Genomic DNA, 16205 nt, shown 5'->3' on the forward strand with positions numbered 1-16205 from the left:
ATGTCTCTTTTTGAAAAAAAGGACACCTGCTAGTCCTTTTTGTCATTCACATATGGTGCCCATGATATGAACGACAAAAAGGCGCGGGCGAGGGAGGCAGCTGTGCCCTCCCTTGCGATCCCACCAACCTTGTTCGGGCTCTGCCCGAAGCTCGTTTCCGAGATGCCAGCCGATAAGCGGCTGCATCACGTAAACGAGCAGGGACAGGGTGCGAGCGAATGATCGTATCGTGCGCTGAGCAGTCCGCACGATCTCGAGAACATTGAAGTTCGGTCGCTCAGCACCCCAAAGCGGAAAAGCCGCTTTGGCGATTGCGCGAGCGCAATCGTGAAGGCGGTCGCGCCCAGCGCGACCGAATTAGAGTGTCGTGGAAGAGCGAAGCTGTCCTTCGGAAGAAATGTGAAGGCAGCCTGATCCGCCCGAATGTCGAGCGGTGATCCTCTTAAGAAAGCTCGAAATGACAAAATTCAATAACAGATCCTTCGCACCTTGCGAGCGCCTATTGGCGCTTCCATTGCTCGAATTAGCAGCAACAGAAGTCTCCGAATGGCGGTTGCCAGGAATGCCGCAAGGATGCCTTGACCTTCCAGAGTGCGGTCTCGTCCTGAGCGGAACGGCGGATTCCGAGCGGTTCGATTTCGCAATGGTCAAGACGTCGACTGATCGAGATCGTGACGTCCTGCTGATGCGGATGTCCACCGGCGATTTCCCAGCTCTTAGCGACGTCGTTCTGCGATCTTTTGCAGAACCAATATTGCTGTCGAATCTGATCCCATGCCGGTTGGAAGGGAAGCTGTGGTTTGTGCCGACCTCGAATGGAAGGTGCGTGGAAGTGACGGAGAAGGGTCTCGCCATGCGCTGGAATGCGCCCGTGCCGCCTCAAGCAATTAAGGAGGGGTGCTACCGTATGGGTGATGAGATAGCCCGGTTTCTGCGGGGGGTGACTTTCTGATGGCTGCGACCAAATCCAAGCCGCGAACGAAGAAGGCGAGTTCAGATACTAAAACGGACGAGAAAGACCCGCTTAGCTGGCTCTACTTGAACCCGGAGAAGTCCTCGAACGGCGTCGTATTTGGCGTGCTGCGCAAGAGCTTCAGGGGGAGGTCAAACACCGCCCACGAGTTCGGCTTCCGCAAATGCCATCTTGGATCGGCATTCGTGAACGCGGACCGTTCGATCTGGGCTCCGAATTCCGAGAAGGTCGAGGTCATTCTTCCTTCTCGAGCCGACGATATGTTGAGCGATCCGGATATCCTCCTGCGTCAGGTCGATGCATTCGCTTGCCCGAATGAAGCGGGCCTGCTCACCTACCTTACCCTGCCGCTGGCCGACGCCGAACGTCTTCATGTCGGATGGGAGCGGGCACGCTCGTTCGCAGTCAGGCTGGCACACGAGCGCGACGTCGCGTCGATCGTAATTTTGCATTCGCCAGGATCGATCGGTTCGGCGTTCCCGCTGCACTCGCATCTTTGCGTCATCCCGCGCATTCATAATGGGCACGGGATTGCCCATGCTCCGCTCGATAGCGAATTACTTCGCGACGAGGGGCAGGGGATCTTGTCGGATATGTGGGACGACCACTGTCGCGGAACCGCATAGCCGACAAACTGAGCGATACCCGCGGGGATGCTACTCTCCCGCGGGTATCGACGCGTGGAAGTTCTTAAGTAAGGTGGGGCGGTATTGCGCCTTCTGCCTCTCTTAAACCGTCAAGCAATATTCTGATAAATCATTAGGCGGCCTAATGGGTAGGGCGCCAATCCGCATCCCTAGGGATGAAACGGTTGGCTCGAAGCTAAGTTACCTTGCGGTCACGGATGATCGGATGGCTGCTTTGCACCCTCATTTAGGGCATTCAGGCGGTTCATTATACCGCCCGATAGCAGACACTCCCAACGACTTTTTCGTAGGCTCGTGTCCGGCCATATTGGACTACACAGCGCTCACTTGCTTTTGTCTTTCGGTGACAGCCTGCAACCAGGCGTCGAGCGCATCCAGTTCGGCCTCGATATCCTCGGGCTTTGGGGCGGCCGGGTTCATTGCGTCGGAAGTCTTATGTAAGAGGACCGAGCACTGGCCGTAGTGCTTCCGCATCGTCACGGCATCCTCCAGCCTGATCGCTGAAAGCTTGGCGAAGCCCTTCGTATTCACCTTGCTCGCAAATGTTCGCAGCACGGGCGAGATTGCGTCTTCAACGGCGGCTTCCCACGTCTGGCGCAGACTGTCGATGATTCCGCGCGCCGTTATCAGCCAGGTTGTGCCATCCGGATCCTGCTCGTGCTGAATGCGGGTATTGCCCAGATGCGTCCGCATAGTCTTCAACCGGGAAGCTGCATCCTGCGCTTTTTCGGGCGCTTCATTCCGGCAATGACCAGGGATCTTCTGTCTCTTTTGAATGTGACGCAATGCGATCTCGGTCGGCTGATCCGCATCTTCGCCCTGGATGCAGGCATTTCGTAGCAGGAAGAGGAACGGCAGGTCATGGGTAAATACGATGACCTGCCTGTGGCGACCTTCGGCGGCGAGCCGTTTGGCGATGGCTTCACGATGCAGATGATCGAGCGACGAGACCGGATCGTCGAAAATGATGCCCGAGCCGCTATTGTTGGTCGCCAGTTCGGCCATAAAGCCTGCCAGTGCGACACAGCGAAATTCTCCCTCGCTGAAGACATCACCGGCATTGCTTTTGGCGCTCTCGATGAGTCCGATCTTGAAGCGGGAAATTCCGGCCTGCGAACGCGCCTGCGTCAGCTCGATCGCCAGCCCTGCGAGATTAAGATGATCTATTTCCTGGGCGAAACGCGCGCGCAACCGATCAGTGATTAACGCTTCTGACAACCCTGTGTTCTTGGCGGTGATGGCATTGGCGCGGGTGTCCTTCACCGCAGCATCCAGATCGAAGATGGATCGGAGGCGTGTGATCTCGGCAAGGACATCACTCTCGATGCCGGCAAGCCACTTCCGATCCTGCAATTCGGTAAGTTCGGCGCGCAACTCCTTACGCTCTTCGCTTTCATCATCGGCGAGCAAGGCCGCAGCGCGCGCTTCCAGCGCATCAATATGCGTATCGAGACCAACATCGGCCAAGGCGAAGCGGGAGTGGGGGACATCTGCATTTGCGTCGAGCATCGCGCGCAAACGCCATTGCGTCTGAACGATGAAAACCCGCACGAGCTTTGCCAGTGCTTCGTTGCCAAGCTCGTCATCAATGAACTGCACGGCATTAAGAAGATCGCGGCGGGCAATAGCCGCATCTGCGAGTTCTGAACGAATCTCTGTCAGAGCTCGATTTGCTTCGGCCTCTTCCTGCTGCGTCGTGTCTTGCACGAAAGCTTCGAAACGGCGCAACCTGTCGGCAGCATTCGGCCCTAAATCTTGCTGGCACAAGACACATAACGCATCTTCATTCGTTTTCGGAAAGGCGAATTCAGGATAGGCTTCGGCGGTGGAATATGCGCGGGCCGCCTCCCACAGCTTTTTCCAGGTGGCCGAACCGACGCCGTTGAGCGGTTCGGCTTGGGACAAGTCCTGTGCCGCAAGCTTCGCCGCTTCGCGCTTGGTCGAAAGATCAGCGGCTAACGCAGCAAGCCTTTCGCCATTCTCTGGGGCAGCTGCCTGCGTCAGTGTTTCGAGCTGACTACGCAAATCTTCCAGCCGCTTCTTACGTGTCCGCAACCTGCGCGAAGTGGCTGCAGGGTCTTGAGCGAAGTCGGATGCGAGTTCAGCAAGCCGCGCGAGTTCCTCATCGGACAATATCGCTAGTTCTTCGACCTCTTCTGGTTTGGTATCCTTGCTCAAAGTCGCGATGAGTAAGCCGGTTTTGGTGGTCGGCGCGCAGCTTGGTTCCAGGATACTCTTGGGCGTCTGTGCCTTGATCGCAGCGATCTCGGCGTCTAGCTTGTCTTTCACCGCCTTACAGGCATTCACCAGCCGTTCGAGCAGCTTCATAGGATAGGGCGTGTAAGCGAGGTCGTTCGTTTCCTCGACGTGGACGTTGGCTGTGCGGGAATCGAAGACGCTTATCTCGGAGAGGAGTTCGTCGCTGGGCTCATCGATCTTCCATTCGCTTTTCTGCGTCTGCGCTCCGACATGGTATTCAAGTTCGGCGCGTTGTGGCCCGACCGCGTCTTCGTAGATGTTGGGCAGAATGGGTTCCTCTCGCCCGCGCTTCGTTCTGGCGCGGCAGGCGCGCTTGAGAATGCGGACATAGCCCGACTTGCCCGCGCCATTGTCGCCATAGATGATGGTCACGCCAGTGGGGATGAAGTTCAGACTTTGTCCCGGGGCAAGCGCATTGACGTTCTGGACACCGCGAATGGTTTTCAAAGCGACGGTCGGTGCGCCGGTGTGCCGGGCGCTGATAAGACCTTCGGCCAACGCTTCGCTTCCCAGCGAGCTGTCCTTGCACAACGCTGTTAGCTCATCGACATCAGCGTCGTTTAGTTCACCCTGAACGACCAGGCGGCGAAGCGCGTCGCGCTGCCAGACAGGCCGATCAACCGACCAATCCAGAATATCGCGCAATGCGTCAGCTTCTGTTTTGACTGTTGTCTCCGCCATGGTCCTCTCGTTGCCTAATGTCTTCGCTGAACAAGTTGTCGACAAAGACCTTGAACAGATTCGCTTTGTATTTCTACCGCCCACTTGTGAATCGGAACCAGAGAATCACTCCGACCTGTGTCTTATGCAGATTGTCGGTTTTATTCGCTTCCGCTGCCAGAAGCAGGCAAGCTGTTCCCAGTCTACTTCCGGCGTCCATCCTTCCCAATGTCCGACTGCACCCATATGGGTCGTCACGACCTCTCGATGCCACAGGACCGAGCGACCATGCCGACGATTTCTTCGATGACCTTGCCCAAACCTGCTAGTTGGCAGGATTTCGAGCGCATGACGCGAGACGCGTTGGCGCTCAAATGGGCAAGCCCCGACTTGCAGATGAACGGTCGTTCGGGGCAAAGTCAGAACGGCGTCGATATCTGGGGAGCCGATGCGATCGGACGGCGGGTGGGCGTGCAGTGTAAGCGCTGCGTGGAAGCACCCAGCCTCGCCTTGGTAAAAGACGAAGCCGACAAGGCCAGGGCGTTCGGGCAGCTGTCCGCGTTATTCGTCGCGACCACCGCGCCGCATGATGCCAAGCTCCAGCAGCAAGTCCGCAACCTGTCAGACACGCGCGTCGCGCAGGGTGAGCCAGCGATCGCCATGCTGTTCTGGGATGACATCGTCGACGGGCTCAAGATGAATTCAGACGTGCTGCGCTCCCACTACCCCCAGATAACGCTCGAGCATTCGGGGGCGCTCGACACGGAACGCGCGCTGGCGCTGCTCGAGCTCGGCTATTTCGGGACCGAACTATGGGAGTATGTCGTGCTGACATTCGGCGAGTTCGGGTGGATGGCGCAAGCCGATCCCGACGAGCTGTTTGCGACGCTTGACATTCTCGAGAAGCGCGCACGCTTAGTCCTTGCGCCTGACGATGCCGAACCGATCGTCGAGGCACTGTCGACGGTCAGGGAATGCTGCAAGAGCACGAAGACCTGCAAGTCCGATTGGGACCCGGCCGAGGTCTGCGCCAAGCGGGTCGGCACGCGGCTCGGCCGGGTTCAAGGGGCGCTCCCGCTAGCCGAGCAGAATATCCTGGATCTCGCGATGCATCTCGCGCGGCTCTATCACCACCTCGAGGACGGACCCGACGAGGTCCTTCTGGGAAAGTTGGGACGCAAGCTGCGCAAGTGCCTTCCCGAAGCAAGTGAGCCGGGGATTGCTACGACGCTCGCAGCGGTCAGCGAAAGCCGCAGCGGTTATGCGCTGGCCCAAAAGCTCTACACCCTGCTTGACCAAGAACTGCGCTGGGCGTGAACGGCAGGCGGAAACCAATCTAACCGAGGAAGAATAGCGCGCGTGGCTCTTCATATGGAGGTGGCGCCCCATGCCGCGCTCCAGGTAGAGGTATCGCCTGTTGTCGGCATCTCAGTCGATACGCTCGCAGAACTTGTGACTGCTTTCCGATATCCTCAAACCAAGTGGCGACGGTCCGCTTCCGGCCCAGGTGAAGCCATGCATGCCCCAGTGAATGATCGGCAGCTATCAGGGAACAGAAGCAGGTCGAGGAATGGCCACTATGTTCGCGTCTGGTGATACAAGAACCCGTTAATACTTGTGCCGCTAGCAGTAGCTTCGCTGGAGGAGGCCATGGGCGAGCGAACGTTCGATATTTTGCGAAAGAACAGTGCTGATCTTAAGGCTTGGGCAAGTAGCAGCAGCGGTCCTTCGCCGAGTGTGCGAAACGCGATGGGCGCTCTGGCAGAGATCGTCTTTGCCCGGCATGTAGGCGGCGTGATCGTGTCTGATACGAGGAACGAGTATGACGTCGAGTTTACAGGGGCCGACCGCTATACCGCGGAGGTCAAGACGCGACTGAACGGGGAGAAAGCCAATTTCAAAGGCAAAGCGGCTGACTTGTTCGCGCAAGTTTACTTCCAGCGCAATGCGGGGACACTTTCGGTCGTCGCGATCAGGACGCGAAACGGACAACCACTAGTGGTCAATACCGGCGAGAACCCTTGGTCGGTCGATGAGGGTTTCGAGCCCTATGCGGTGGACATCGACGCAATTTGCAAAGAGTAAGTTGGCAGCCTTGGCAGGGGAAAGCGGACTGCAAACCTTAATTGCCGCGATAACAACTGAGCATCGGCTGCTAGGACGGTAACGTGCCCCTGCTTTTTATCTGAGTCCGGTATAAGTCGTTCCATCGCCGTCCCTGAACGACCGCCAGGTTTCGACGAGCGGATCTGGGATTCGCGGCGATCGCTTTGTCGGCGTGACTGACCGAGGTTCAGGCGCGAACGAATGTCAGCTTTCCCACCTTTAGTGCCTGAAACCTGACAGGCCGCAGACGGCCCTAATTTTGCCGTCAGATCGTAGGCTCCCAGCCGCGCCCGATGAGGGCTGGCTTCCTTTGCGACGCAATGTTCCATTCTCGCGTCGGTCGGTCAATGAAAGCATGCGCCGAGAACGAGTGAACCCCACTGCATAATCGCTTCGCGACGCTCTTATATGATATAGTCGTCGAAAGATGCTCATAGCGACAAGCTTAGCTCGCCTTGTTCTCTTTTCGGCTGGGCCTGGGGGTCCGCAACCAGTCAGGCAACAGGTTGATGACATGTTGATCAGGTATGTGGGCAGTCACAACGGGGATTTTCTCGACGAGGGTCTTTAACTTGGCGAGCGACGTCCGTGATGGATACCTGGTCACTCCTTCGCCACCCTTTCCTTTGTGACCCAAATGGTCATTGCGAAATTCAATGAACACTTCTTGGTCTTTAAGTTCATCGCTAACCATATGCCGAGCCGAGTGCATAGCTTGCCCTCGCTTAAGGTCAGGAACATGAGGCGCGATATGAACCCACCAGATTTTATAGAAAACATCACCGAGCTTTCGCTTGGTGCTTGAGGCGGGCATCAGTTCCGGAAATAGAAGGGTCTCTCCGGCCTCGCGCATCGCCTCCACGTAACGAAGGAACCCTAACCGGATGAGCTCATCGCAAATCACGACTACACGCCGCGCTGACTTGTTTTTCAATCGTCCAGTAATAGTTGGGCGTATTGCGAGGTAATAATATCCGTCCTTGCCTTCAACATCGTCGAGCATGAGCTTGCAGATTTCTTCTCTCCTAGCTCCAGTATACCATACGAGCAAAAGAACGAAAAAGAGGCCGTCGTGGAGGATGGCTTTTCCTGCTTTCAGACGCCCCTTGTTCTCAACCGATTTGCACCCTGTCCAGGGTGGAAGCTGGAAGATAGCTTCACCTTGTTCGCGACTGAGGCGATCTCGAGCAGCAAACTCGTCTTCGTCGACCGGGGTTATGAAACAAGAAAAGTCGACCGCGCCACCATTCAGATAAGATACCGGTATAAAATTGTAGATCTGTTTGAGGCGTTCAAAATGTCTATTCGATGTTCGGAGGTGTAGTCCGATAAATTCTGCGCCAACGTTGCCAGAATTTACTTTATTGGCTGCCCGAGCTGCTGCATCCTCCAATGTATCGGTGATTCTTCTATCTGCCGGAGATTTTCCGTAGTGGACAGAAATATGCTCAAGATGACAATCGAACGTCTTGAGGTCGTCTTGAGTTATTGAACAAAGCGGTGTTCCTGTCGGTAAGGACTTCTGAAGTAAGGTTGCGGCCCACCGAATCTGTCGAAGCGTGTGCTCGTGCGTCTGTGGGCGAGCACGTTTACCGCCGTCACGATGTTCGAGGGGAAGTGAGTTGCTAGCTATCATCTTCTCGGCCACTTCAAGCGGGCTGAGATTGGACCACTCGTCCTCGAGATTTTCGTCGGTCGTGTTCACATTCCTTGTAGGATGGCTAGACGAATTAGCGTTCTTATCAGTGACCGATTTCTTTTCAGCTCCCGCATCGAAGCAGTCGGTCTTTCCTACAGGGTCGACTAAGTCCTGTAGAGCGACCTGAGCATCCACGAATACATCCCGATAAAAGGGATAAAGCACCACCTCGAGCCGCCATTGGTTTTTTGCGCTAGCTGCAAAACCACTCAATTCGAGGTGACGAACGATGTCCTTTTTGCGGAGTGGGCTGAGGCCTTCGGCTTCATCTTTTTGAATTACTGTTTTGAGATCATCAATGCGCTGCTGGTCCCAACCCGCGTCCTTTTTCGCTTTTTGCTCTGATGGAAGGAAGGACATTCGTCCTCCAAGTTCAGTCATGCGCTGAAAGAAATCGATATAAGCTAGGTTGGCGATACAGTGCAGCTCGCCGAGCGTCGCGGTTGAGCGCTGGTCGTCGCAGACTTCCTGGAGCTTCTCTTCATACATAGCTGCTGCGATTCCCCGAAGTTCGGCTTCGGTGATGTTCGGGTTAGCTTCTACGTTTTTTCTCAGCACGCTGGTCACTTTCGGCATAGCGGCGGTTAAGGCCGCACCTCGATTTCGTGCTTCGACCCGGTCTTTGGTCCGGAGTGAGAGTCGAACATCGATACGCATATTATGGAACGTTAAGTGAACGCGCCGCCACCAGAAAATGTGCCCACGGCGAAAAACATGCTGAAGAGATGCCACTTAGGAAGATCTTTTCTGGCCAATTAGTTGGCACACTGAGGTGCACAGCTGAAATAGCCTTCTGGAATTTATCCAGTTAGATCAACAACTTAGGGGAGAGCTGGCTGGGGTGGCAGGGATCGAACCTGCGAATGTCGGTACCAAAAACCGATGCCTTACCACTTGGCTACACCCCAGCAGTGCGCGCCCCTATAGCGTCTCGGGCGGGGAAGGGAAGGGGGTCGGGGCCGATTGCATCCGGCGCTGCGCAAGTTCGCTTTCGAAGTGCGCGATGGTCCGCCGGTCGAGCTTGTAGAACAGCATCGCCACGCCCGCCGGGATTATGATTGCCGCAGGCACGATGGCGAAGGCGAGATCGATGCCCAGGCGGGCGTCGGCGGTCTGCACTGCCCCTGCCTCGAAGCCGGTCAGGGCGAACAACAGGCCGGGCAGCGCGGCGCCGACCGCCACGCCGGTTTTAACGGCGAAGACCGCGCCCGATACGGCAAGACCGGTCATCTGCCGCTTGGTCGACCATTCGAGATATTCGGCGATATCGGTGAACATCGAATAGGCGAGCATCATCATCATGCCCAGTCCGACGCCGACGAAGACCTGCGCGGCGGTCTGCGGCCAGACGGCATCGACCGGCATCAGGTGAAACGCGCTGATCGCGGCGACTTCGATGATGCCGGCGACGATGATGAGGTGCGCCTTGTCGAACCGGCGGGCCAGCGATGCGGCGACGAGCACGCCGATCAGCTGCCCCAGCGCGAAGCCGGTATAGAAAAGGCCCACCCGATCGAGGAACAGGAAGACCGTACGGCCATCGTCGCCCGCTACATAGCGAAACCAGAACAGCGCGCTCGAAGCGCGCGAAGCAAGCGCAACGGGCGTGAGCACGGCCGCGGCGGCGACCGCGATCCACGCCGGGGTCCGGATCAGCAAGCCGATATCGTCGCGGATCCGGCCGTTGGTGGGAGCAGGGGGGATACGTTCACGCGTGGACGCGAAAGCGATGACCAGTGCGAGCATGCCGGCGCCCGCCAGCACGAACATCGTCAGCATGATGCCGCGTCGTTCGTCGCCGGCGCCCAGTTCGCGCACCAGCGTGGTCGCGACCACCGCCACGCCGACCACCGCCAGCGCGGAAAAGATCATCCGGTAGGCGGCGACCGAGGAACGCGTATCCGCACTTGGCGAAATCACGCCCATCAGCGCCGAATAGGGTACGTTGGTCGCAGTGAAGGCAACCATGGTCAGCGTATAGGTGACATACGCCCAGACCAGCATCGATCCGGGGGTAAGTTCCGGGGCCGCGAAAATGGCGGCGCCGAACAGGCCGAAGGGCACCGCCCCCCACAGCAGATAGGGCCGGTAGCGGCCCCAGCGCGTGCGCGTGCGATCGCCGATGGCCCCCATGACCGGATCTGTGATTGCATCGAAGAACTTGGTCAGCAGCAGCATCAGGCCCATTGCCGCGGGGCCGACGCCGCCCAGCTCTACGAAATAATAGAGCAGGTAGATGTTGAAGAAGTTGATGTAGAGCGACGAGGCGAGATCGCCAACGCCATAGCCGAGCTTCTCCAGCCTCCCGACCGGGGGATCCTGATTAGCCAACGCGCGTGCCCTCTCTCCGTTGAGCCGAGGAGAGGGCAGCGCGGCGTCCGAGTCAAGCGGTTGCCGACGAGCGTACTAGAGCGACTTGCCTTCGAAGTCGGCGGCCGAATGCCGTTCGAGCATTTGGGTGTCTTCCTCGCCCCAGGTCTTGTTGACGATGCGGCCCCGCCGCACGGCAGGGCGCTCGGCAATCTGCTTCACCCAGCGATCGACATGTTCGTATTCGTGAATCGAGAGGAAGGTCCTGGCTTCGTTGTAGATGTTGCCGAATACGAACGGGGCGAACCAGGGGTAGGTCGCAATGTCGGCAACGGTGTAGTCGCTCCCGCCCAGATATTCGCTCTCCGCCAGCCTCTGGTTGGCGACATCGAACAGGCGCTTGGTCTCCATGGCATAGCGATTGATGGGATATTCGTATCTCTCGGGGGCGTAGGCATAGAAATGGCCGAACCCGCCGCCGATGAAAGGGGCGCTGCCGACCTGCCAGAACAGCCAGCTGAGCACTTCGGCGCGCCTATGGTCAGTGGGCAGGAAAGCGCCGAACTTTTCCGCCAGATGCATCAGGATGGCCCCGCTTTCGAACACGCGCAGCGGCTCGGGCCCGCTGCGATCGAGCAGCGCGGGAATCTTCGAGTTGGGATTGAGATCGACGAAACCCGAAGTGAACTGCGCCGCGTCGCCGATATTGACCGTCCAGGCATCATATTCGGCGCCCGAATGGCCCGCCTCGAGCAGTTCCTCGAACATGATCGTGGCTTTGACGCCATTGGGCGTGGCAAGCGAATAAAGCTGGAAATCGTGCTCGCCCACCGGCAGCGATTTTTCCTCGCGCGCGCCGGCTGTGGGACGATTGATCCCGGCGAACCGGCCGCCGTTCTCGGTGTCGTTCTGCCAGACTTCCGGCGGGGTGTAGGTGGGGTCGGCCAAGATCGTTCTCCTCTGGTGCGGGGGTAATGCAGCCTCCCGTTCGTCGCAAGTTGGGGAACCGTCCATGCCGTACCAAGGTTCTTCCCTTCGCCATGACGAAGCTCATCTATGTCGACGACGATCTGCCCGGTATCTCCCGCAAGGGAGCGGGCAAGGGGTGGGCCTATTACGATCCCGAAGGGCGCCTGATCACCGACCGGGCGGAGAAGCGCCGGCTCAATGCCGTGGCGCTGCCGCCCGCCTATACCGATGCATGGTTCTGCCCGGCCCCCAATGGCCACATCCTCGCGACCGGCATCGACGCCAAGGGGCGCAAGCAATATCGGTACCACCCGCAGTTCCGGGCTGCCCGCGAGGGCGAGAAATTCGACAGCTGCATCACATTCGGCAATCTCCTACCGCTCGTGCGCAAGCGGGTGGAGGACGATCTGCGGGGCAACAAGCTGACCCGCAACCGCGCCATCGCCAGCGTGGTCCGCCTGCTCGATCTGGGCGCGGTGCGCGTCGGCAATGAGGGCTATGCCAGGACGAACAAGAGTTTCGGTGCCACCACGCTGCGCAACCGCCATGCCGAACTGACCGGCAAGACCCTGCGGCTGCGCTACAAGGGCAAGGGCGGCAAGCTGCGCGAAGTCACCCTGTCCGATGGCAGCCTCGCCCGGGTGGTGCGCAAGATGCAGGACCTCCCCGGCCAGAACCTGTTCAAATACATCGATGACGACGGCGAGCAGCATGCGGTCGGTTCGAGCGACGTGAACGCCTATTTGCGCGAGATCATGGGGCAGGATTTCAGCGCCAAGAACTTCCGCACCTGGCACGCCAGCGTCAAGGCGCTGACCTGCCTGCACCAGGCCGAGGGTACGATCCCGATGAAGGAACTGCTGGAGTGCGTTTCCGACCATCTCGGCAACACGCCCGCCGTGGCGCGCAAAAGCTATATTCACCCGGTGTTGTTCGGATTGCTCGACGGGCAGGAAGGCTGGCGCAAGGAGCTCCGGCTGCCGCGCGCGACGCGCTGGCTGACCCGCGAGGAACGCGCGCTGATCGAGCTCTTGCAGGAATGTCCGAAAGCCGAGGATCTCCTGGCCGCCTGAGGCGTGAGCGTGGCAAGCCTCTTCCGCTTTTTGATTTAACGCAGTAAATGGACCGGACCGATGGTGCGGAGCCGTCGAGCGTCCGTCTATGCATCACGGTAGCGGCGGGCATCTGTACTCCGCCGGAAGACTGCCATCATGCACCGGCTTGCCAATTTCGATGTCAGCCGCCAGTTCCTTGCCCGGCGCAGCAAGGTGGCAGCGCAGATCGTGTTCGGCGGAATGTGTGCGGCTGCCATGATCGGGGTGCGCTCGTTGATCGACGTCTGGGCTCCGGTATCGGGACCCTTCGCGCTGATCTACCCCACCGTCCTGCTTGCCACGCTGTACGGCCATTGGCGTGCCGGAGTGGTCGCGCTAGCAGTCACTTTCTGCTGGGCGTGGTTCTTCATCCTCCCGCCGGCGAGATCCTTCCTGTTCGCCGACCCCACCGATCCGGTGCGTGTGTTGCTGAATGCCGTTAGCGCGGTGGTGGTCGTGGTGTTCGCCGAGGCATTCCGCCGCGCCGCCCAGGCTACGCTATCCGAAATCCGCGAACGCGCCGACCGGCGGCTGACGTTGCTGGCGGAGCTCGAACATCGCACGAAGAACAATTTCGCGCTGGTCGCCAGCATGCTCGAACTTCAGAAACGGCGCATCCCGCAGGCCGAACTGCACGCACCGCTCGACGATGCGGTGGGACGGGTACGGACCTTCGCCGATGCCTATTCGGCGCTGGCGCTCGAACAGTCGGACGAGCCGAATGTCTCGATCAAGCCCTATCTCGAATTCCTGCTCGACCGGATCGAGGCATCGGCTTTGCCGCCTTCGGTCCGCCTGTTCCGCGAGATCGACGAGGCGACGCTTACGCCCGAAGAGGCGGTGGCGATCGGCCTCTATCTCAACGAAGCCGTGGCGAATGCCTGCAAATACGCATTCCCCGAACAGCGACCGGGGACGATCGCAGTGTTTTTCAACGAGCGCGGTGGAAGCTGGCGTTTCACCATCGAAGACAACGGGATAGGCGCAGAAGCTGCGACCGACCCCAGCGGCGGGCTGGGGAGTCAATTGCTTGCGGCCTTCGCCACTCAGGCGCAAGCGACCCACCACGCCGGGCCGATCCTCAACGGCTATCGCACCGAAATGCGGCGCGAGGACCAGAGCGAACTTGCCTAGGGTAGCCTAAAAGGATACCGCCCGGGAATGCACTTGGCCGGTTTCAAGTTGCGCCGCTGGCGCGAAACGCATGACCCGCCCCTGAGCGCGGACCAGTTCGGCGCGCGCTATGGCCTTCCCAATCCGTGGCCCAGCCGCACCGTCTACGGCTGGGAAGCCAAGGGCAAGATTGCCCGCGGCTCGGTCCAGAAACGCTTGGCCGAGCTGGGCGTTTGCCAGCCAGCGGACTGGCTCGAACCGGCACCCGCATCTGGATATCCCCACCCGAAAGGCCCAGCCCGCATGAGTGGCAGCGACACGCATTCCTTCTACGATCTTCACACGCATGGTTTTGTCCGCGTGGCGACCAGCACGCCCAAGGTGCGCACGGCGGATATCGCGTATAACGCGGCAGGCATTCTGGAGACTGCCCGCCAGGCCCACGCGCAGCATGTCGACGTGCTGCTCTATCCCGAACTCGCGCTTTCTTCCTATGCCATCGACGATTTGCATCTGCAGATGGCCCTGCTCGACGCGGTCGAGGCGCAGGTCGCCGCGATCGTCGAGGCATCGCGGGATCTTACACCCGTGCTGGTGTTCGGCGCCCCCCTGCGGCGCGGTGGACGCATCTACAACTGTGCGCTGGTCGTTGCGCGGGGCGAACTGCTGGGCGTCGTCCCCAAGAGCTATCTGCCCAATTACCGCGAATATTACGAGAAGCGCTGGTTTGCCCATGGCCGCGACTGCGTCGGTCTGACCATTCGCTGCGGCGGGCAGGAGGTGCCGTTCGGCACCGACCTGATTTTCGCAGCAAGCAATCTGCCCGGTTTCGCCTTCGGAATAGAAATCTGCGAGGATTTCTGGGCGCCCAATCCGCCGGGGACCATGGCTGCGCTTGCCGGCGCTGCGATCCTGCTCAACCTGTCTGCGTCGAACATCGTTATCGGCAAGTCGGACGAACGGCACCTGCTGGCACGCGCCAGTTCGAGCCGGACGCTATGCGCCTATGCCTATTCGGCGAGCGGGCACGGCGAAAGCACCACCGACCTGGCGTGGGACGGGCAGGGCATGATCTACGAGCTGGGCGATCTGCTGGCCGAGAGCCAACGCTTCGATCTGGAGCCCGAGCTGAGCATCGCCGACGTGGATACGCAGCGCATCCTGTCGGAACGCATGCGCATGCAGACCTTCAATGATGCCGCCGAAGCGGCCGGGCGGCCCGAGGACTGGTACCGCCGCGTCGAATTCGACCATGCGGCCGTGCGCGGGGAAATCGGCCTGCATCGTCCCATCCGGCGCTTTCCCTTTGTGCCGAACCGCGCCGACAAGCTGGACGAGGATTGCTACGAGGCGTTCAACATCCAAGTCGATGCACTGATGCGGCGGATCCAGGCGACCAACCCCAAATGCCTGACGATCGGGATTTCGGGCGGCCTCGACAGCACGCACGCGCTGATCGTGGCGGCCAAGGCGATGGACCGGCTGAAGCGCCCGCGCACCGATATCCGTGGTTATACCATGCCCGGCTTCGCGACGTCGAACGACACCAAGTCGAACGCCTGGCGGCTGATGAAGGCATTCGGCATCACCGCCGAGGAGATCGACATCACCGCCACCGCGCGGCTGATGCTGGAGAATATCGGCCATGCCTTCGCCGATGGCGAGCCGGTCTACGACACGACTTTCGAGAACGTCCAGGCGGGCCTGCGCACTGATTACCTGTTCCGCCTTGCCAGCCAGCATGGCGGCTGGGTGATCGGCACGGGCGATCTGAGCGAGCTGGCGCTGGGCTGGTGCACCTACGGCGTGGGTGACCAGATGAGCCATTACGGCGTCAATGCGGGCGTGCCCAAGACGCTGATCCAGTATCTCATCCGCTGGACGACCCAGACCAGCCAGTTCGACGAAGGCGTCGACGCCGTGCTCGCCGATATTCTCGATACCGAAATCAGCCCCGAACTGGTGCCGGCCGGAGAAGATGGCGCGATACAGAGCACGCAATCGATCATCGGGCCCTATGAGCTGAACGACTTCTTCCTCCATCATGTCGTACGCTGGGGGCAGAAGCCGAGCCATGTCGCGTTCCTCGCCTGGCATGCGTGGAAAGATGTGCAGGCGGGCCAGTGGCCGATCGATTTCCCCGAAGACGCCAAGAACCACTACGATCTCGCCACGATTGCCCACTGGCTGGAGAAATTCCTCAAGCGGTTCTTCGGGTTCAGCCAGTTCAAGCGCTCGGCACTGCCCAACGGGCCCAAGGTCAGTGCAGGCGGCGCGCTCAGCCCGCGCGGCGACTGGCGCGCACCGAGCGATTCGGTGGCCGATACCTGGCTGGCCGAACTGGCTGCCGCCTTGCCCCCGCTCGAGGACTGACG

The 16205-nt window shown here is 59.6% G+C and carries 11 protein-coding genes and 1 tRNA gene; 7 read left to right on the forward strand and 5 right to left on the reverse strand.

What is annotated here, in order from left to right; genetic code table 11:
- Positions 1–457 precede the first annotated feature (457 nt).
- Entirely contained in the window at positions 458–952 is a 495-nt protein-coding gene (locus SJY12_RS01310) for a hypothetical protein (RefSeq protein ID WP_397505745.1), read from the forward strand.
- Complete coding sequence (locus SJY12_RS01315) at positions 952–1599, forward strand: hypothetical protein (protein WP_397505746.1); 648 nt, start codon at positions 952–954, stop codon at positions 1597–1599. Before SJY12_RS01310 ends, SJY12_RS01315 begins: the two co-directional genes overlap by 1 nt.
- Positions 1600–1932: 333 nt before the next feature.
- On the opposite strand, the gene SJY12_RS01320 is transcribed toward SJY12_RS01315, so the two are convergent.
- Positions 1933–4560 carry an AAA family ATPase gene (locus SJY12_RS01320; protein WP_397505747.1) on the reverse strand — a complete coding sequence of 876 codons (2628 nt, stop codon included), beginning with the start codon at positions 4558–4560 and terminating at the stop codon, positions 1933–1935.
- 207 nt (positions 4561–4767) lie between these two features.
- On the opposite strand from SJY12_RS01320, the gene SJY12_RS01325 reads away from it, so the two are divergent.
- Together SJY12_RS01325 and SJY12_RS01330 are read left to right on the forward strand one after the other, a co-directional pair.
- On the forward strand, positions 4768–5856 hold the full coding sequence (locus SJY12_RS01325; protein WP_397505748.1) for a hypothetical protein: 1089 nt from the start codon (positions 4768–4770) through the stop codon (positions 5854–5856).
- 333 nt (positions 5857–6189) lie between these two features.
- On the forward strand, positions 6190–6624 hold the full coding sequence (locus SJY12_RS01330) for a hypothetical protein (RefSeq protein WP_397505749.1): 435 nt from the start codon (positions 6190–6192) through the stop codon (positions 6622–6624).
- A 466-nt stretch (positions 6625–7090) separates the two neighbouring features.
- Here SJY12_RS01330 and SJY12_RS01335 read toward each other — a convergent pair whose 3' ends face one another.
- The 4 genes from SJY12_RS01335 to yghU all read right to left on the reverse strand — a co-directional run bounded on the left by SJY12_RS01335 (position 7091) and on the right by yghU (position 11602).
- Entirely contained in the window at positions 7091–9001 is a 1911-nt protein-coding gene (locus SJY12_RS01335; RefSeq protein ID WP_397505750.1) for a hypothetical protein, read from the reverse strand.
- A 176-nt stretch (positions 9002–9177) separates the two neighbouring features.
- Positions 9178–9252 (reverse strand) — tRNA-Gln (locus tag SJY12_RS01340).
- A gap of 13 nt (positions 9253–9265) precedes the next feature.
- Positions 9266–10675: an MFS transporter gene (locus SJY12_RS01345; protein WP_397505751.1), complete on the reverse strand. Its 1410-nt coding sequence runs from the start codon at positions 10673–10675 to the stop codon at positions 9266–9268.
- Positions 10676–10750: 75 nt separating this feature from the next.
- A complete protein-coding gene (gene yghU, locus SJY12_RS01350; protein WP_348030187.1) occupies positions 10751–11602 on the reverse strand; it encodes a glutathione-dependent disulfide-bond oxidoreductase in 852 nt (283 codons plus the stop codon).
- Between the two features lie 92 nt (positions 11603–11694).
- On the opposite strand from yghU, the gene SJY12_RS01355 reads away from it, so the two are divergent.
- From SJY12_RS01355 to SJY12_RS01365, 3 genes are all read left to right on the forward strand, one after another.
- Positions 11695–12696, forward strand: coding sequence for a DNA topoisomerase IB (locus SJY12_RS01355; protein WP_341859493.1), 1002 nt, complete (start codon positions 11695–11697; stop codon positions 12694–12696).
- Between the two features lie 138 nt (positions 12697–12834).
- Positions 12835–13851, forward strand: coding sequence for a sensor histidine kinase (locus SJY12_RS01360; RefSeq protein ID WP_050599944.1), 1017 nt, complete (start codon positions 12835–12837; stop codon positions 13849–13851).
- 282 nt (positions 13852–14133) lie between these two features.
- On the forward strand, positions 14134–16203 hold the full coding sequence (locus SJY12_RS01365; RefSeq protein WP_397506616.1) for an NAD(+) synthase: 2070 nt from the start codon (positions 14134–14136) through the stop codon (positions 16201–16203).
- Positions 16204–16205 lie beyond the last annotated feature (2 nt).

Origin of the sequence: Qipengyuania sp. R86523 (assembly GCF_044596365.1) — a bacterium.
Lineage (GTDB): Bacteria > Pseudomonadota > Alphaproteobacteria > Sphingomonadales > Sphingomonadaceae > Qipengyuania > Qipengyuania citrea.